Origin of the sequence: Nocardiopsis aegyptia (assembly GCF_013410755.1) — a bacterium.
GTDB lineage: Bacteria > Actinomycetota > Actinomycetes > Streptosporangiales > Streptosporangiaceae > Nocardiopsis > Nocardiopsis aegyptia.
Genome location: NZ_JACCFS010000001.1, coordinates 4,588,925 through 4,605,891 on the forward strand (window position 1 = coordinate 4,588,925; position 16,967 = coordinate 4,605,891).

At 70.7% G+C, this 16,967-nt stretch carries 17 protein-coding genes and 1 pseudogene; 13 read left to right on the forward strand and 5 right to left on the reverse strand.

The window, feature by feature from the left end; genetic code table 11:
* Positions 1 to 103 precede the first annotated feature (103 nt).
* From HNR10_RS20515 to HNR10_RS20525, 3 genes are all read left to right on the forward strand, one after another.
* Positions 104 to 553: a MarR family winged helix-turn-helix transcriptional regulator gene (locus HNR10_RS20515; RefSeq protein WP_179826015.1), complete on the forward strand. Its 450-nt coding sequence runs from the start codon at positions 104 to 106 to the stop codon at positions 551 to 553.
* Between the two features lie 116 nt (positions 554 to 669).
* Positions 670 to 990: a DMT family transporter gene (locus HNR10_RS20520; protein ID WP_179826017.1), complete on the forward strand. Its 321-nt coding sequence runs from the start codon at positions 670 to 672 to the stop codon at positions 988 to 990.
* A 51-nt stretch (positions 991 to 1,041) separates the two neighbouring features.
* Positions 1,042 to 1,449, forward strand: a complete 408-nt coding sequence (locus HNR10_RS20525; protein WP_179826019.1) for a DMT family transporter — start codon at positions 1,042 to 1,044, stop codon at positions 1,447 to 1,449.
* 59 nt (positions 1,450 to 1,508) lie between these two features.
* Here the strand turns inward: HNR10_RS20525 and HNR10_RS20530 are convergent, their stop codons facing one another.
* The 4 genes from HNR10_RS20530 to HNR10_RS20545 form a co-directional block, all read right to left on the reverse strand.
* Positions 1,509 to 2,522 carry a GDSL-type esterase/lipase family protein gene (locus tag HNR10_RS20530; protein ID WP_312889358.1) on the reverse strand — a complete coding sequence of 338 codons (1,014 nt, stop codon included), beginning with the start codon at positions 2,520 to 2,522 and terminating at the stop codon, positions 1,509 to 1,511.
* An 81-nt stretch (positions 2,523 to 2,603) separates the two neighbouring features.
* Positions 2,604 to 3,113, reverse strand: coding sequence for a MarR family winged helix-turn-helix transcriptional regulator (locus tag HNR10_RS20535; protein ID WP_179826020.1), 510 nt, complete (start codon positions 3,111 to 3,113; stop codon positions 2,604 to 2,606).
* Positions 3,114 to 3,193: 80 nt separating this feature from the next.
* Complete coding sequence (locus tag HNR10_RS20540; protein ID WP_179826022.1) at positions 3,194 to 3,850, reverse strand: TetR/AcrR family transcriptional regulator; 657 nt, start codon at positions 3,848 to 3,850, stop codon at positions 3,194 to 3,196.
* A gap of 14 nt (positions 3,851 to 3,864) precedes the next feature.
* Complete coding sequence (locus tag HNR10_RS20545) at positions 3,865 to 4,824, reverse strand: acyl-CoA desaturase (protein ID WP_179826024.1); 960 nt, start codon at positions 4,822 to 4,824, stop codon at positions 3,865 to 3,867.
* 803 nt (positions 4,825 to 5,627) lie between these two features.
* On the opposite strand from HNR10_RS20545, the gene glmU reads away from it, so the two are divergent.
* The 4 genes from glmU (at position 5,628) to pth (ending at position 9,724) form a co-directional block, all read left to right on the forward strand.
* The gene (gene glmU, locus HNR10_RS20550) at positions 5,628 to 7,088 is read left to right on the forward strand and encodes a bifunctional UDP-N-acetylglucosamine diphosphorylase/glucosamine-1-phosphate N-acetyltransferase GlmU (RefSeq protein ID WP_179826027.1); all 1,461 of its coding nucleotides are present in this window, start codon (positions 5,628 to 5,630) and stop codon (positions 7,086 to 7,088) included.
* 17 nt (positions 7,089 to 7,105) lie between these two features.
* Positions 7,106 to 8,074 carry a ribose-phosphate diphosphokinase gene (locus HNR10_RS20555; RefSeq protein ID WP_179826029.1) on the forward strand — a complete coding sequence of 323 codons (969 nt, stop codon included), beginning with the start codon at positions 7,106 to 7,108 and terminating at the stop codon, positions 8,072 to 8,074.
* 337 nt (positions 8,075 to 8,411) lie between these two features.
* Entirely contained in the window at positions 8,412 to 9,005 is a 594-nt protein-coding gene (locus tag HNR10_RS20560; protein ID WP_179826030.1) for a 50S ribosomal protein L25/general stress protein Ctc, read from the forward strand.
* An 83-nt stretch (positions 9,006 to 9,088) separates the two neighbouring features.
* Entirely contained in the window at positions 9,089 to 9,724 is a 636-nt protein-coding gene (pth, locus tag HNR10_RS20565; RefSeq protein ID WP_179826032.1) for an aminoacyl-tRNA hydrolase, read from the forward strand.
* Between the two features lie 25 nt (positions 9,725 to 9,749).
* Here the strand turns inward: pth and HNR10_RS31340 are convergent, their stop codons facing one another.
* On the reverse strand, positions 9,750 to 10,040 hold the full coding sequence (locus tag HNR10_RS31340; protein ID WP_312889509.1) for a TetR-like C-terminal domain-containing protein: 291 nt from the start codon (positions 10,038 to 10,040) through the stop codon (positions 9,750 to 9,752).
* Positions 10,041 to 10,142: 102 nt separating this feature from the next.
* On the opposite strand from HNR10_RS31340, the pseudogene HNR10_RS32035 reads away from it, so the two are divergent.
* From HNR10_RS32035 to HNR10_RS20595, 6 genes and pseudogenes are all read left to right on the forward strand, one after another.
* A pseudogene (locus HNR10_RS32035) lies at positions 10,143 to 10,319 on the forward strand (disulfide bond formation protein DsbA); the annotation flags it as partial.
* Between the two features lie 379 nt (positions 10,320 to 10,698).
* The gene (locus HNR10_RS20575) at positions 10,699 to 12,198 is read left to right on the forward strand and encodes a sugar transferase (RefSeq protein ID WP_179826035.1); all 1,500 of its coding nucleotides are present in this window, start codon (positions 10,699 to 10,701) and stop codon (positions 12,196 to 12,198) included.
* Positions 12,199 to 12,201: 3 nt separating this feature from the next.
* The gene (locus HNR10_RS20580; protein ID WP_053615663.1) at positions 12,202 to 12,993 is read left to right on the forward strand and encodes a 3'(2'),5'-bisphosphate nucleotidase CysQ; all 792 of its coding nucleotides are present in this window, start codon (positions 12,202 to 12,204) and stop codon (positions 12,991 to 12,993) included.
* Positions 12,994 to 13,043: 50 nt separating this feature from the next.
* On the forward strand, positions 13,044 to 13,976 hold the full coding sequence (cysD, locus tag HNR10_RS20585; protein WP_179826037.1) for a sulfate adenylyltransferase subunit CysD: 933 nt from the start codon (positions 13,044 to 13,046) through the stop codon (positions 13,974 to 13,976).
* 248 nt (positions 13,977 to 14,224) lie between these two features.
* On the forward strand, positions 14,225 to 15,493 hold the full coding sequence (gene cysN, locus HNR10_RS20590) for a sulfate adenylyltransferase subunit CysN (RefSeq protein WP_179826039.1): 1,269 nt from the start codon (positions 14,225 to 14,227) through the stop codon (positions 15,491 to 15,493).
* A 557-nt stretch (positions 15,494 to 16,050) separates the two neighbouring features.
* Positions 16,051 to 16,941 (forward strand): sulfotransferase, encoded by an 891-nt coding sequence (locus tag HNR10_RS20595; protein WP_179829853.1) that lies wholly within the window; start codon positions 16,051 to 16,053, stop codon positions 16,939 to 16,941.
* Positions 16,942 to 16,967 lie beyond the last annotated feature (26 nt).

Below are 16,967 nucleotides of genomic sequence, written 5' to 3' on the forward strand. Positions count from 1 at the left end.
CCTGACGCCCGGTGCCGCGTCCCCGCGAACGGGGGGTACCGGTGCGGGGCGACTCGTGCTACTTTAAATGCATGCACATGCAACTAGATTGTCGGAGTGAACGATGACGGCGGGTGACACGGGTGCCGAGTGGGCGCGGATCGCCACCTTCGCCTCCGCGGTGGACGCGAGCCTGGGCAAGTGGCTGACGGAGCGCTACGGCATCGGCCTGACGGAGTACCGGGCGATCGCCCACCTCGCCCAGGCCCCCGACCGGGAGCTGAGGGTGAACGACCTCGCCCAGAAGGTCGGGCTGAACCAGAGCTCCGTGACCCGGCTCGTCTCGCGCCTGGAGTCGAAGGACCTGACCGTGCGGGACGTCTGTCCGGACGACGGCCGCGGTGTCTACGCGGTCATCACCGAGCGGGGCCGGACGCTGCTCCAGGAGGTCCGCGCTCCCTACGAGGAGCGGCTGCTGGAACTCCTGCGCGACGCGCGGGTCCATGATCCGCACCTGGACCCGGCTCGGCTGCGGTCCGCGTTCGCCGCGATCGGCGACCTCGTCGGTCCCTGATCCGCGGTGGGGCGGCCGGAGCGGCAGGCCCATGGTCTAGTAAATGCATGTACATGCAATTACTTCCACGAACCACACGCACCAACCACACGTACTGAACACACGGAGGAATCACCATGAGCTGGCTCTACCTGGGTATCGCCGTGATCTTCGAGGTCGCGGTCGCACTGTCCGCGAGCAACGCCCGAGGCTTCACCCGACTGTGGTGGTCCGTCGCCACCCTCGCCAGCGGCGGGATCGCGACGTTCTTCCTCAGCCTGGCCCTGCTCACCTTCGACGTCGGGGCCGGCTACGCCATCTGGACCTCCGTCGCGGGCGTCGGCATCGTCGTCGTCGGCGCCCTCTTCCTCGGACAGCGGCTCGACTGGAGGAAGCTGCTCGGCATCCTCGCCGTCATCGTCGGCGTGGTCGGCCTGCAGCTCAGCGGCACGGCCTGACCCCTCGACCACCCATCACCCACCACCCCACACCGAAGGACGAAACGCGCCATGACCGCTTCCACCGCCTCCACCTCCTCCAACCCCTCCGTCGAGACCGGCAGTGCCGGGGCCTGGCTCGTGCTCCTGCTGGCCGGGGTGTTCGAAGTCGGCTACGCCCTCAGCGTCGGCGGCAGCGAGGGCTTCACCGTGCTCGGCTGGTCGGCCTCCGCCGTGGTCTTCTTCCTGCTCACCCTGGTCAGCCTCAGCGTGGCCCTCCGGAGGATCGACGTCGGTATCGGCTACGCGGTCTGGGCCGGCATCGGAGCCGTCGGCGCCGCGGTGCTCGGCCCTGTCTTCTTCGACGAGACGCTCACCCCGCTCAAGGGCCTCTGGCTCGTCCTCATCATCGGCGGTGTCGTCTGGCTCAAGCTCGCGGACCGCACTGAGCCGGCCCCCGAGACGGCCACGGCCGGCTGAGGCCGACGGAGAAGGACGGCCGGGACGGCCCGCGCGGGCCGTCCCGGCCGTGTCCGCGGCTACTGGACGAGGTCCTCGAAGGTCGCCGCGATCTCCTGGGCACCCGCCTGGTTGGTGTGGATGTCCGGACCGCGGTCGGTGTTGCACATCCACGTCAGGTCGCAGACGGCCTGCACGTTGGCCGGCATGCCGGTGCCGCTGTCCTCGGGAACCTCGAAGTTCGTGGAGTCGAAGGTCGCCTCGACGTCGGCGACCTCGATGTCCTGCGCCGCGTAGGACGACCGCAGCGACTCGTTCATCTCCTCCAGGACACTCGTGGCGTACTCCACGAGGTCGGGCTCTCCGGCCTCGGCGTCGTCGGCCTCGCCCGACCCGTCCGCGCCCTCGGCGTCACCGTCCTCGGACGCGTCCTCGGGGCCGTCGGCCGACTCGGCGTCCTCCGCCTCCGCGTCGTCGGCCCCGCCGTCCTCCAGCAGCAGCGCGGCCAGGAACGGGTTGTAGTAGGTCATCGCGATGATCTGGGTGTCCGGGCCGGCGGCCGCGCGCAGGCGGCTCGCGATGACCGGGATCTCCGTGTCGATGCGCTCAAGGCCGTCCTCGACGCACGCGGTGTCCAGGGAGGGCCCGTCCGCGCTCTCCAGGTCGCTCACGCAGCCGGTGAAGTTGTTCCCGCCGATGGTGAGGGTGACCAGGTCGACCCGGCCCGCGTTGTCGGACAGGAAGGCCTCGGCGGCCTCCAGCTGCGAGGTGCCGTCGTACTGCTCGTCGCAGTGGGCGAGACCGCCCTCGATGAAGCTCGTGGTGTCCTCGCCGCCGCAGCCCATGCGCTCGTGGTCGAGCGTGGAGTCGGCGTCGTACAGGTTCCGGTACAGGACGTCGGTGTACCCGTCGGAGGTCATCTCGGGCCGCCCGTTCGCGTCGGGCTGCACACCCACGGTCAACGAGTCGCCCAGGGAGAGGTAGTAGCTCGGCTCCGTCCCGGCCCGCTCGTCGGCCGAGTCGCCGCCGTCGCCGCCGCAGCCCGTCATGGCAACGGCCGCCGCGGCCAGTGCCGCGATCCACCGGATTCTCACTGTGTTCTCCAACCAAGGCCTGGAATGTGGTTCGCGCCCAGACAGCGGGTCCCGGTGAGAGAGACGGATACCGCCGAGTAACTAGTCTTGTGGATCCCCCGGGCCCCTGTCGAGTGGCGCGAGAAGGCATCTCAGTAACGATGCCAGCTGTTCGCGCTCGTCGGCCGGCATCGGCGCCAGCAGCGACTCCTCGTACCGCACGAGCGAGGCCAGGGCGGCGTCGATCCGCTCGGCGCCCTGGTCGGTGAGGCGGACCAGCACGCCGCGCTTGTCGGCCGGGTCCGGGCGGCGCCGGACCAGGCCCGCGGCGGCCAGGCGGTCCACCCGGTTGGTCATCGTCCCGGAGGTCACCAGGGTGGCCCGGAGCAGGCGGCCGGGGCTGAGCTCGTACGGGGGACCGGAGCGGCGCAGCTCGGCCAGGACGTCGAACTCCCACGTCTCCAGCGAGTGCTCGGTGAACACCGTGCGGCGGGCGCGGTCCAGGTGGCGTGCGAGCCGGGACACCCGGCTGAACACCTCCAGCGGTGACACGTCCACATCCGGGCGTTGGGAGCGCCACGCCTCGATCAGCCCATCCACCTCATCGCGCATGGGCCCAGCATATCTCTTGACATCAAGATAGCGGGGGCGGTACCAGGAGTACCGCCCCCGCCGTCACCGACTCCGGTGACTCAGTCCGTTCCGCGTCCCCTGGTCTGCAGCTTCGGCCGCGCCTCCAGGCTCGACAGGCCGTTCCAGGCCAGGTTCACCAGATGCGCGGCGACCACCTCGCGCTTGGGCCGGCGCACCTCCAGCCACCACTGTCCCGTCAGGGCCCACATACCCACCAGGGCCTGCGCGTACATGGGGGCCAGTGCGGGGTCGTAGCCGCGGTCGGCGAACTCGTCGACCATGATGTGCTCGACCTGGCTGGCGATGTCGTTGAGCAGGCTGGCGAAGCTCCCGGTGGCGGAGGCCACGTGCGAGTCACGGGTCAGGACCCGGAACCCCACCGTGTTCTCCTCCACGTACCGCAGCAGCGCCAGGGCCGCCTTCTCGATCTTCGTGCGCGCGTTGTCGGCGGTGAGGGCCTCGCCCATCATGTCCAGGAGCGTGCGCATCTCCCGGTCCACGACGACGGCGTAGATACCCTCCTTGCCACCGAAGTGCTCATAGACCACGGGCTTGGACACGCCCGCCCGTGCCGCGATCTCCTCCACGGAGGTCGCGTCGAACCCGCGTTCGGCGAACAGCTCCCGGCCGATCTCCACAAGCTGTTGCCGACGCTCCTTGCCCGTCATGCGCTTACGGCGCACACGGGTCCTCTGATCGCTGTCGACTGCTCCCATGATGGCTTCAGATCCTAGACGCTGACCCGCTTGGCGGCGAGCCGTTCCTTGTTGGGCCAGCGGACCTTGGTGGCCCAGCCGAACTTCTCGAACGCCCAGATGACGCGGGCGGAGATGTCGATCTGGCCCTTGAGCACACCGTGGCGGGCGCAGGTCGGGTCCGCGTGGTGCAGGTTGTGCCAGGACTCGCCGAAGGACGGGATGGCCAGCCACCACACGTTGCGGGAGCGGTCGCGGACCTCGAAGTTCTCCTCGCCGATGGTGTGGCAGATGGAGTTGATCGACCAGGTGACGTGGTGCAGCAGCGCGACGCGGACCAGGCTGGCCCAGAAGAACGCGGTGACCGCGCCCCACCAGGACATGGTGACCAGGCCGCCGATGAGCGCGGGCGCGCCCAGCGAGAAGAGGACGACCGGCAGGAAGAGCTTGTCGACGAGGACGACGTCCTTGTCCTTGAGCAGGTCGGGGGTGAACCGGCGCGGCGAGGTCTTCTTCTCGTCCAGGTACATCCACGCCATGTGGGCGTAGTAGAGGCCCTTGGCCACCGACTTCCAGTCGTCGCCGAAGCGCCAGGGCGAGTGCGGGTCGCCCTCGGCGTCGGCGTACTTGTGGTGGCGGCGGTGGTCGGCCACCCACTTGATGACGCTGCCCTCGATGGCCATGCTGCCGGCGATCGCCAGCGCGATGCGCAGCGGGCGGTTGGCCTTGAACGAGCCGTGCGTGAAGTGCCGGTGGAAGCCGACCGTGATGCCCAGCCCGCTGACCAGGTAGAAGGCCGTGCCGATGGCGATGTCGGTCCAGGACAGGCCCCAGCCCCAGAAGAAGGGGACCGCCGCGAGCAGCGCGATCAGCGGGATGAACACGAACGCGAAGACCGTGTAGCGCTCGGCCTTGCCCCTCACTTCGGGTTCGTACTCGGGGATGACCTCGCGCTTCCGGGGGGAAGCGGTCGGTACCTCAGGAGCTGCGGTCATGGTCTCCAACACCTCGCGTCACTGGAACGTCGTCTCGGTCAGGACGGCGCCCGAGGATGCGTACACCCGCCGCGACAGCCCAACCTATTCCTACGTAACCGTAACCTACGTAGCCGTAGGTTTGGCAAGCCCCCTCGCGGAGGCGCTATGTTGGTGGCGGCCGACAGGGCGCACGACCGGCGCCCCGCCGTCCCGGATGATGTAATCGGCAGCATGTGGGGTTTTGGTCCCCATCGTCCAGGTTCGAGCCCTGGTCCGGGAGCTCGGGCGCCTTGTAGACGCGTCCTTCGCGCCTTCTGGTGTGCCCGCTCGTTCCTCACGGACACACCTCCAGGCCCTCCAGGACGCGTCGGCGCCCTCGCCGTGCTTTCTTTGGGCCTCCGCTCGTTCCTCGCTTTGGCCCGGATAGACCCCCTGGGGTCCCGTCACCGGGGTGGCCTGTCTCTCACCACTTCGCGCGGCCCCATGTGTGTCCCTCGCCACGATGACCCCCTCGTAGAGCGTCCTGCCCGCGGGTCCGATGGGGGGTTGGCTCGGGGCGCGCCAGTGTTCCGCAGGCCGAGGGCGTAGCCGAACCGAGCTTGCGGGGGCCGGCACGAACTCGGCCGAAGAACACTGGCCTCCAGCGCCCCGAGTGCGCGGCCGAGCCTGCGAGGGCGCCAGAAAAAACGCAGGTGACCCACATGTATCCTTCCCATGTCGGCCGCTGGATCATCCGACGGCCGCCCGCGCGCCGCGCGTGGCGCGCCGCCGCAGGGTGAGCCGACAGTGCAATCGCCAGCTATCACGAGGGGTCCCCTTCAGTGAGCGTGAACCGCCCGGCTGCCGTCATCGTCCTCGCGGCGGGCGAGGGCACCCGAATGAAGTCCAAGCTTCCCAAGGTCCTCCACGAGATCAACGGCCGAAGCATGCTCGGACACGTGCTCTCCGCCGCCCGTGACCTGTCACCCCAGTACTCCGTGGTCGTCGTCGGCCACGCCCGGGAGCAGGTCCGCGAGCACCTGGCGCAGGCCGCTCCCGAAGCCCTCACCGCGGTCCAGGACGAACAGAACGGCACCGGCCACGCCGTGCGCATGGCCGTGGAGGACCTCGCCTCGCAGGGCGTGAAGCTCACCGAGACCGTGATCCTCACCTGCGGCGACACCCCTCTTCTGCGCGCCGAGACGCTGGCCGGGCTGGTCGCCGAGCACGAGAGCGAGGGCAACGCCGTCACGGTGCTCTCCGCGCGCGTGCCCGACCCCCACGGCTACGGGCGCATCGTGCGCGACGAACACGGCTCCTTCACCCGCATCGTCGAACACGCCGACGCGGCCCCCGAGCAGCGCGAGATCGACGAGATCAACTCCGGCATGTACGCCTTCGACGGCGCCCTGCTCTCCTCCGTCGTCCAGCGGCTGTCCACGGACAACGCCAAGGGCGAGGAGTACATCACCGACGCGGTCGCGCTGCTGCGCGGCGACGGCCACCGCGTGGGAGCCTGGGCCGCCGAGGACTGGCAGGAGGTCCAGGGCGTCAACGACCGCGTCCAGCTGGCCGAGGCCCGGCGCGTCCTGAACGAGCGCCTGCTGCGCGAGCACATGCGCTCCGGCGTCACGGTCGTGGACCCCGCCACGACCTGGGTGGACGCGCAGGTGCGCATCGGCCGCGACGCGGTGATCGAGCCCAACTGCCGCCTGCTCGGCACCACCGTCATCGGTGAGGACGCCCACGTGGGCCCCGGCGCCACCCTGGAGGACACGGTGGTGGGCGAGGGCGCGCGCGTGCGCGAGACCACCGCGGACGGGGCGGAGATCGGCCCCGGGGCCACCGTCGGCCCCTACACCTACCTCCGGCCGGGCACCCGCCTGGCCGAGCGGGCCAAGGCCGGCGCCTTCGTCGAGGTCAAGAACTCGAACATCGGCGCCGGATCCAAGGTTCCGCACCTGACCTACGTCGGCGACGCGGACATCGGTGTGGGCAGCAACATCGGCTGCTCCTCGGTGTTCGTCAACTACGACGGGGTCGACAAGCATCGGAGCGTCATCGGCGACCACGTGCGGCTCGGCAGCGACAACACCTTCGTCGCGCCGGTGCACGTGGGCGACGGTGCCTACTCCGGGGCCGGAACCGTGATCCGGGACGACGTCCCGCCCGGTGCCCTGGCGGTCTCCGAGGGGAACCGCCAGCGCAACGTCGAGGGCTGGACCCGGCGCAAGCGCCCGGGTACGGCGGCCGCGGAGGCGGCGGAGCGGGCCGAGCGGCACAGAGCCGACAACGAGCAGTGACTGTGGGGGAGAAACACGTGAGCGGCATGAAGGCCACCGGCCAGAAACAGATGATGCTCTTCTCGGGGCGTACGCACCCCGCGCTGGCCGACGAGGTAGCGAAGGAGATGGGGATCGACGTGGTCCCCACGCGGTTCGACACCTTCGCCAACGGTGAGATCTTCGTCCGCTACCTGGAGTCGGTGCGCGGCAGCGACGCCTTCGTGATCCAGTGCCACGCGGATCCGATCAACGAGGCCATCATGGAGCAGCTGATCATGGTGGACGCGCTCAAGCGGGCCTCCGCCAAGCGCATCACCGTGGTCACGCCGTTCTTCGGCTACGCCCGCCAGGACAAGAAGCACCGCGGGCGCGAGCCCATCTCGGCGCGCCTGATGACCGACCTGTTCCGCACGGCCGGGGCGGACCGGATGATGGCCGTCGACCTGCACACGGACCAGATCCAGGGCTTCTTCGACGGCCCGGTCGACCACCTGTTCGCGCTGCCGATCCTGGCCGACCACATCGCGAGCCGGGTCGACCTGTCCGAGATCACCGTCGTCTCCCCGGACGCCGGCCGCGTGCGCACCGCCGACAAGTGGGCGGACCGCCTGGGCGCGCCCCTGGCGATCATCCACAAGCGCCGTGACCCGGACGTCGCCAACCAGGTGAAGGTGCACGAGGTCGTCGGCCAGGTCAAGGGCCGCACCTGCGTGCTGGTCGACGACATGATCGACACCGGCGGCACCATCGTCAAGGCCGCCGACGCGCTCTTCGAGCAGGGCGCGGCGAAGGTCCTCGTCGCCGCCACGCACGGCGTGCTGTCCGGCCCGGCCGCGCAGCGCCTGCAGGACTCGCGCATCTCCGAGGTGGTCATCACCAACTCGCTGCCCGTGCCCGAGGAGCGCTCGTTCGCCAAGCTGACGCAGTTGTCGATCGCACCCCTGGTGGCCCGTGCCATCAGCGAGGTCTTCACGGACGGCTCGGTCACCAGCCTGTTCGAGTAGCCGGTCGCGCCGCTCTCCGACGGCCCCCGGAGGATCCCGCCGGGGAGCGGCGCGAAGGTGTTCGGAGTCGTCCGCAGAACCAGTAGACTTGACCGAGTGTCCCCGTGCCCAGACGGAGCCCTTGCGGGCTGCGTGTGGCAAAACGGGCAGGGGTGCGCGACGAGCGTTCCCGGGCCGGACGGGTCCGGTGGCGGCTCGCCGGGCACGCCTGGAACCAGCGCGGTCGCGTCCCCTGCTTGTGGGGTGACCCCGCCGCTTCCCCGCCGAGGGCGGGAATCGTTCGTACTACTGGAGTCGTGTTCCCCGTGCTGCGGGGTTGAACCCGAGGAGTTTTGTCGTGTCCGAGGTACGTATCGCTGCCGAGCCCCGCACGGAATTCGGCAAGGGCGCCTCCCGTCGCGCTCGCCGCGCGGGTAAGGTGCCGGCCGTCCTCTACGGCCACGGCACCGAGCCCCGCCACCTGAACCTGCCGGGCCACGATCTCATGCTCGCCCTGAAGACCCCCAACGTCCTGATTCGTCTGGACGGCCTGGACAAGGACAACCTCGCCCTTCCCAAGAGCGTGCAGCGCGACGCCATCAAGGGCTTCCTTGAGCACGTCGACCTGCTGGTCGTGTCCAAGGGCGAGAAGGTCGAGGTCGAGATCAACGTGACCCTGACCGGTGAGGTCAAGGCACCGGGTGTGCTCAACCAGGAGCTCGTCACCGTGACCGTCGAGGCCGAGGCCACCCACATCCCCGAGGGTGTGGAGTTCAGCGTCGAGGGCCTGGAGGTGGGTGCCAACCCGACCGCCTCCGAGCTGAAGCTGCCCGAGGGCACCACGCTGGTCACCGACCCCGACTCGCTGCTGCTCACCGTCTCCGCGCCGCGCGTGGAGGAGGAGCCCGCCGAGGGCGAGGAGAGCACCGAGGGCGAGTCCGCCGCCGAGTAGGCGAAGGGCTCCACCGTTGCAACGCGAGCGCGCGGTCCCCACGGGGGCCGCGCGTTCGTCGTGTGGCCGATAGGGTCGGCCGTATGTGGAGCTGGTGGCGTGGGTCGAACGGGTCGGGCGTCAGGAAGAACGAGGACATGGCTGAGACCGAGCGGTGGCTGGTCGTCGGGCTGGGCAACCCCGGCCCCACATACGCGGCGAACCGGCACAACGCGGGCTTCATGGTGGTCGACGCGCTGGCGCGAGCCGGGAACGAGCGCTGGAAGTCCCACAAGGCCCGGGCCGAGGTCGTGGAGACCCGGCTCGACGGCACGCCGGTGGTGCTGGCCAAGCCGCGGACGTACATGAACCTCTCCGGCGGCCCGGCGGCGGCGCTGAGCGCCTTCTACAAGATCCCCGTCGAGCGGATCATCGTCGTCCACGACGAGCTCGACATCGACTTCGGCGCGCTCAAGCTCAAGCGCGGCGGCGGCTCCGGCGGCCACAACGGGCTCAAGTCGCTGACGGCGTCCCTGAACGGCCCGGACTACGTGCGCGTGCGCTTCGGCGTGGGCCGCCCGCCGGGGCGGATGGACGCCGCCGCCTTCGTGCTCCGGGACTTCTCCTCTTCGGAGCGGGGAGAACTCGACCTCAACGTCGAGCGCGCCGCCGACGCGGTGCGCACCGTCCTCACCGACGGGCTCGACCGGGCGCAGAACATCTTCCACACCGCCGCTTGAACCGGCCGGGCCGTCGGTCCGGGCCTCACCCCCGCAGGAGCCGCCACGTGGCCGCGGCCGTGTCCCGCGGCGTTCGCGTCCCACCCGCGAGCACGGTGTCGGAGACTACCCCCACCAGCGCCCCCGCCACATAGGCGGCGTGCAGGCGCGCGGGTACGTCGTCGAACCCGGAGGGCCGCGCGCCCTGGGCGAAGCGGGCGGCCAGGACCTCGGTGAGGCGGTCGCGGAGCATGTGGGCGAAGCGGGCACTGCCCTGCTCGGAGAGCATCCGCCGGTACAGCACCGCGTGTTCGGCCACGTGCTCGAACAGGTCCACCAGCGGCTCCGGGGGCAGGTCGCGGACCTGGTCCGCCGAGGACGGCCCCGTCCCCGATGAAGCGTCCCGGTCGCGGACCCGGCTGAGCGCGGGGCGGCCCAGGTGCCAGGAGAGGTCGAACGCCTGCGCCAGGCGGAGTCGCTGCTGGTCTCCGGCGACGCGCTCGGCGCGCTCGACCTGCTCGGACCCCTCCTGGAGGAGCACGGCACGGACCGGAACGTGCTCCGCCTGGCGGCTCGGTGCTACGCGCGGTCGGCCCAGCTCGGCCGGGCCGAGCGCACACTGGCGCGGCTGCTGGCCCAGGAACCCGGGGACGCCTACGCCCACCGGCTGATGGGCAGTGTGCTCCGGAGGCGCGGCGAGGGGGGCCGGGCCGGCGCCCCACCTGCGCCTGGCCTCGGCGATGGCGCCCGAGTACGACTGACCCGGGTTTCGGTCCGGTCTCGTTCCGGACACAGTCCGCCGGGGCCGGGGTCGGGTTGCCCAACAAGCCGACACAGTGCGCGACTTATCCACTACTTTTGGTTACTGTACGGTGCGTCGGCCCTCCGTGTTCGAGGCGGCGCCCCGCTCCCGCCCTCCGCGTCGACTCCTGCCATGCCGAGGGTGGTCACGCACAGTGAGACAACCGTCATCGTCAGTTCTCCTGGAGGGATCCGTGGTCACAACCAGCGGGGTGCAGGCCGACCGGGTACAGCCGGCGCCGATCACCGCGGGCTTCGACGGCGCGCGGCGGGCGCGCCCGAGGGGCTGGACGCGCTCCTACGTCGCGAGCCTGGTCGTGCTCGACCTCGTCGCCGCCCTCACCGCGACCGCGGCGGGCACCGCGGCCCGCTTCCACGACTCCCTGGGCGCGGCGACCACGACGCCCTACTTCCACCTCTCCCTCCTGCTGCCGCCCGTCTGGGTGGTGTTCGTCTACCTCGGCGGCGGCTACGCGCGGCGCTTCCTGGGCGTGGGGACCGAGGAGTACCGGCGGGTCGCCGTCTCCGGTGCCCTGCTCGCGTCCGCCGTCGCGATCGGCGCCTACGCCGTCAAGTTCGACCTGGCCCGGGGCTACGCCCTGGTCGCCCTGCCCCTCATCGTCCTGGTGAGCCTGGCCCTGCGCTACGCGCGCCGCAAGGCCCTGCACCGGCGTCGGCGCTCGGGCGAGTGCATGAGCGGGGTCGTGGTCGTCGGCTACCGGGTCGCCGCCCGCGACCTCATCCGGCGCTTCCGGGGCGAGATCTACCACGGCATGCGGGTCGTGGGCGTGTGCCTGCCCGCGAGCGAGTCCCTCGGCGGGCACGCGCCCGACGAGGTCGAGGGCTGCCCGGTCCTGGGCTCCTTCACCGACGCCGCGGACGCGGCCGCCCTGGTCGGAGCCGACACCGTCGCCGTGCTCGCCTGCCCCGAGATGGACGGAGCCGAACTGCGCCGGCTGGCCTGGCGGCTGGAGAAGAGCGGCACCGACCTCATCGTCGCCTCCGCCCTCATGGAGGTCGCCGGTCCGCGCACGTCCATCCGCCCCGTGGCCGGCCTGCCGCTGCTGCACGTGGAGCACCCCGAGCTCACCGGGGCGCGCCGCGTGCTCAAGAGCGTCTTCGACCGGTCGGCCGCCGCGCTGGCCCTGATCCTGCTGTCGCCGCTGCTGCTGGTGCTGTGCGTGCTCATCCGGTCGGAGGGCGGCGGACCGGCGCTGTTCACCCAGACGCGCGTCGGCAGGGGCGGGGTCGAGTTCACGGTTTACAAGTTTCGTACCATGGTGGTCGGGGCCGAGGCGTTGAAGGCGATGCTCACGCCCCGCAACGAGCACGACGGTGTGCTGTTCAAGATGCGTCGCGATCCCAGGGTCACCCCCGTGGGGGCATGGCTGCGCCGGTACTCGCTGGACGAGCTTCCCCAGCTCATCAACGTGGTACGAGGGGAGATGTCGCTCGTCGGCCCTCGGCCGCCGCTGCCGGAGGAGGTCGCCCAGTACGGGCACGACGTCCGCCGCAGGCTGGTGGTCAAACCGGGGTTGACGGGCCTCTGGCAGGTCAGCGGCCGATCCGACCTCTCATGGGAGGAATCGGTCCGCCTCGATCTGCGGTACGTGGAAAACTGGTCGCTGACGTTGGACATCCAGATCCTGTGGAAGACGTGGTCAGCGGTGATCCGTGGGGCGGGAGCATACTAGCCGGTGAAGAGCATCCGAGACGATCATGAGGTGGCCCGCGACCTGGCGAGCGAGGCGGGTCAGCTGCTGCTGCGCCTGCGCGCCCGGCACGGCTTCGCCGAGCCCGAGGTCCTGCGCACGCTGGGGGACCGGACCTCGCACGAGTTCCTCTTCTCCGCCCTGGGGCGGTTGCGCCCCAGCGACGCGGTGCTCTCCGAGGAGGGCGCCGACGATCCCGCCCGCCTGAGCGCGCGGCGGGTGTGGATCATCGACCCGCTGGACGGGACGCGCGAGTTCTCCGAGCCCGGCCGCACCGACTGGGCCGTGCACGTGGCGCTGTGGGAGAACGGCGACCTCGTCGCCGGTGCCGTGGCCCTGCCGGCCCAGGGGAGCACGGTGTCCACGGTCGACCCGCCCTGGCTGCCCGAGGAGCGCCCGGCCGGCCAGCGGCTGCGCATCACCGCCAGCCGGACCCGTCCGCCCGCGTTCGTGCAGCGGATGGCGACCCAACTCGGGGCCGAGGTGGTCCCGATGGGGTCGGCGGGCGCCAAGATCTGCGCTGTGATGCTCGGCATAGCCGACATCTACGTCCACGCCGGGGGCCAGTACGAATGGGACAGCGCCGCCCCGGTCGCGGTCGCGCGGGCCGCCGGCCTGCACACCTCGCGCATCGACGGCTCACCGCTGCGCTACAACGTAGCCGATCCGCTACTCCCCGATGTCCTTGTATGTCGATCGGAATTGTCGGGTATGTTGTTGGCAAGCATCCGCGACGGCGCGGACCTGGACAGCGCCGGTCCGCACGCGGGGGGCTGAGCGAAGGACCCCTCCGCCGTCGGCCGTGACAGGATTACTAAGGCGGATTCATGGGTCAGGCGAGTCAGCAGGCACCCGGGCGGTACCAGCTTTCCCAGCTGGACGTTCTCGAGGCCGAAGCGATCTTCATCATGCGCGAGGTGGCCGCGGAGTTCGAGCGGCCCGTGCTGCTCTTCTCCGGCGGCAAGGACTCCATCGTGATGCTCCGCCTGGCCGAGAAGGCCTTCTGGCCCGGGGCCGTCCCCTTCCCCGTGATGCACGTGGACACCGGCCACAACTTCGAGGAAGTCATCGAGTTCCGCGACCGCCGGGTGGCCCAGGCCGGGGTCCGCCTGGTCGTGGCCTCGGTCCAGGAGCAGATCGACGCGGGCAAGGTCAGCGAGCCCACCGGCCGGTGGGCCAGCCGCAACCGCCTGCAGACCTCCGCGCTGCTGGAGGCGATCGAGGACAACGGCTTCGACGCCGCCTTCGGCGGGGCCCGCCGCGACGAGGAGAAGGCCCGCGCCAAGGAGCGCGTCTTCTCCTTCCGGGACGAGTTCGGCCAGTGGGACCCCAAGAACCAGCGGCCCGAGCTGTGGAGCGTGTTCAACACCCGGATCAACCGGGGCGAGCACATCCGGGTCTTCCCGATCTCCAACTGGACCGAGCTCGACGTGTGGAACTACATCCGCCGCGAGCGCCTGGAACTGCCCTCCATCTACTTCGCCCACGAGCGCCGGGTCTTCGAGCGGGACGGCATCCTGCTCTCCGACTCGCCGCTCATCCAGCGCGACGAGACCGAGACGGTGTTCACCGAGACCGTGCGCTACCGCACCGTCGGCGACCTCACCTGCACGGGTGCCGTCAAGTCCACGGCGGTGGAGTTGGACGACATCATCGCCGAGATCGCCGCGACCCGGATCACCGAGCGCGGACAGACCAGGGCCGACGACCGGGCCAGCGAGGCGGCCATGGAGGACCGCAAGCGCGAGGGCTACTTCTAGGGCATGTTCGGCGGATACTCACCCTGCTGCACGGCGCCCCAGCGGCACTCTCGCTGCGTTCTCATCAGTCGACAGCCAAACCAGGCTGACTCCTTCTTCGGCCTTGGGAGAGCACCACTGGATGCGCCGCTCGCGACGGGCAGCATCCACCGAACACGCCCTAGCCCCCGCGTACCTCCGAGCCCCGCCCACGACTCGCATCCCGGCGCTCCGGGCGCACGAACCTCTTCTCCAGGGACCAGGCAAGCATGAACAACGACATTCTGCGGTTCGCGACGGCGGGATCCGTCGACGACGGCAAGAGCACCCTGATCGGCCGACTGCTGTTCGACTCCAAGTCGATCTTCGAGGACCAGCTCGACGCGGTGGAGCGCACCAGCACGGCGCGCGGCGAGGAGCAGACCAACCTGGCGCTGCTCACCGACGGCCTGCGCGCCGAGCGCGAGCAGGGCATCACCATCGACGTGGCCTACCGCTACTTCGCCACCCCCAAGCGCACCTTCATCATCGCCGACACCCCCGGGCACATCCAGTACACCCGGAACATGGTCACCGGCGCCTCCACCTCGGACCTGGCGATCATCCTGGTGGACGCCCGCAAGGGCCTCCAGGAGCAGAGCCGCCGCCACGCCTTCCTCACCACGCTGCTCCAGGTGCCGCACCTGGTGCTGGCGGTGAACAAGATGGACCTGGTGGACTACTCCCAGGACCGCTTCGAGGAGATCAAGGCCGAGTTCGCCGACTTCGCGACCAAGCTCGACGTGCCGGACCTCACCTTCGTCCCGATCTCCGCGCTGCACGGCGACAACGTGGTGAGCCAGTCGGAGAACATGCCCTGGTACTCCGGGCCCTCGCTGCTGCACCACCTGGAGAACGTGCACATCGCCTCGGACCGCAACCTGATCGACGCGCGCTTCCCGGTGCAGTACGTCATCCGGCCGCAGAAGTCCGCCGACCCCGAGCTGCACGACTACCGCGGCTACGCGGGCCAGATGGCGGGCGGCGTGCTCAAGCCCGGCGACGAGGTCGTCCACCTCCCGTCCGGCCTCACCACGCGCATCGCCAAGATCCTCACCGCGGACGGCGAGATCGCCGAGGCCTACTCGCCGATGTCGGTCACCCTCCTGCTGGAGGACGAGATCGACATCTCCCGGGGCGACATGATCAGCCGGCCCAACAACTCGCCGGCGGTCTCGCAGGACCTGGAGGCGATGGTCTGCTGGATGACGGACGCGCGCAAGCTCACGCCGCGCTCCAAGCTCATCATCAAGCACACGAGCCGGACCGCCAAGGTCATGGTCAAGGACCTGCGCTACCGGCTGGACGTCAACACACTGCACCGCGACGAGCAGGCCGACCACCTGGCGCTCAACGAGATCGGCCGGGTGCGGCTGCGCGCGACCCAGCCGCTCTTCGTGGACGAGTACTGCAAGAACCGGCAGACCGGCGGCTTCATCCTCATCGACGAGGCCACCAACGTGACCGTCGGCGCCGGCATGGTCGTCAAGGCCGACTAGGCTTCCGGGCCGACGAGGCCGACCGGGGCGTACGGCGCCCCGCGTCCGAGCTTGCGAGGGCGCAGAGGGCACCAGCGAGGGGCGTGCCGGTGCCTGCAGGAGGAGTCTCTGCCGCCTGCGAGCCGGGGACAGGACTGCGCCGGAGGCGTCCGTTGAGGGTGGTGGCGGGCGACGGGCGGGACAGGCAGTAGCGACGACGAAGGACCCGGCGTGAAGCGCCCCGCGTCCGAGCTTGCGAGGGCGGCTGGGAGCACGGGCCTGGCTCGTCGACAACGCGGGACGGGACAAGGTCGGCGGTGTGCCGTCGGGCACGGTCAACCGACTGCTCAGCGTCCAGGGCCTGTGACGCGGGCGGCTGTGGAGTCCCCGCGCGTCCACAGCACGCCACGTGACGCCCGAGCGTGACCCGCGCGAGCGGCCCCGGGCTGGGGGGAACCCAGGTCCGGGGCCGTCGCCGTGTCAGAGTCGGCACCGGTTGTGGCATTTCGTGTGCACGGCGTAACGGTAGGTCATACCCTGGCCGGGTGGATGACTATCGTCTGGTCTTCGTGGGCGGGATGGGCCGCTCCGGCTCGACCCTGATCGAACGCCTGCTCGGGGAGCTCCCGGGCTTCGTCGCGATCGGTGAGGTCGTGCACCTGTGGCGGCGCGGGCTGCTGGAGAACGAGCGCTGCGGCTGCGGGCGCCCGTTCGCCGACTGCGGCTTCTGGGGCGACGTGGGCAAGGAGGCGTTCGGCGGCTGGGACCGGCTGGACGTGCGCGAGGTACTGCGGCTCAAGGACGGCGTCGACCGGACCCGCTACCTGCCCGCCCTGCTCAGCATCGGGCGCGACGGGGTGCTGGCGGCGCGCGCCGACCGCTACACCGAGCTGTACCACCGGCTGTACTCGGCCGTGTGCCTGGTCAGCGGCGCGCACGTCGTCGTGGACGCCAGCAAGCACGCCTCGCTCGCCGCGTGTCTGCGCCGCCGCTACGGCTCCAGCCTCCACCTGCTGCACATCGTGCGCGACCCCCGCGCGGTCGCCCACTCCTGGAGCAAGCGCGTCGCCCGTCCGGACGCCTCTCCCGACAGCAGCGAGCCGGAGATGGCCCGCTACTCCGCGGGCCGGTCGGCGGTCCAGTGGCTGGCGCAGAACGCGGCGCTGGACGCCCTGGCCCGGCGGGGAACGCCGACGCTGCGGGTGCGCTACGAGGACTTCGTGGCCGACCCGGAAGCGGAGTTCGGCCGGGTGGCGGCGTTCGCGGGGCACGCCGGGCGCCCGCTCGACCTGGGCCCCGACGGTGTGCGGCTCTCGCGCGGCCACGCGGTGTCGGGCAATCCCATGCGGTTCGCGGACGGCCCCGTGGGCGTGCGGGCCGACCACGGGTGGCGCCGGGACCTCGCGCCCTGGCGGCGGCACCTGGTCAGCGCCGTGACCTGCCCCTCGCTCCGGCGCTACGGATACTGATGTCCGGAATGCCGGTGGTATGTCGC

What these genes read in the sequence shown, in the direction of transcription:
- HNR10_RS20515 (WP_179826015.1), top strand. Translation starts at nt 104, where the DNA reads ATGACGGCGGGTGACACGGGTGCCGAGTGGGCGCGGATCGCCACCTTC.
- HNR10_RS20520 (WP_179826017.1), top strand. Translation starts at nt 670, where the DNA reads ATGAGCTGGCTCTACCTGGGTATCGCCGTGATCTTCGAGGTCGCGGTC.
- HNR10_RS20525 (WP_179826019.1), top strand. Translation starts at nt 1,042, where the DNA reads ATGACCGCTTCCACCGCCTCCACCTCCTCCAACCCCTCCGTCGAGACC.
- HNR10_RS20535 (WP_179826020.1), bottom strand. Translation starts at nt 3,113, where the DNA reads ATGCGCGATGAGGTGGATGGGCTGATCGAGGCGTGGCGCTCCCAACGC.
- HNR10_RS20540 (WP_179826022.1), bottom strand. Translation starts at nt 3,850, where the DNA reads ATGGGAGCAGTCGACAGCGATCAGAGGACCCGTGTGCGCCGTAAGCGC.
- HNR10_RS20545 (WP_179826024.1), bottom strand. Translation starts at nt 4,824, where the DNA reads ATGACCGCAGCTCCTGAGGTACCGACCGCTTCCCCCCGGAAGCGCGAG.
- pth (WP_179826032.1), top strand. Translation starts at nt 9,089, where the DNA reads ATGTGGAGCTGGTGGCGTGGGTCGAACGGGTCGGGCGTCAGGAAGAAC.
- cysD (WP_179826037.1), top strand. Translation starts at nt 13,044, where the DNA reads ATGGGTCAGGCGAGTCAGCAGGCACCCGGGCGGTACCAGCTTTCCCAG.
- cysN (WP_179826039.1), top strand. Translation starts at nt 14,225, where the DNA reads ATGAACAACGACATTCTGCGGTTCGCGACGGCGGGATCCGTCGACGAC.
- HNR10_RS20595 (WP_179829853.1), top strand. Translation starts at nt 16,051, where the DNA reads ATGGGCCGCTCCGGCTCGACCCTGATCGAACGCCTGCTCGGGGAGCTC.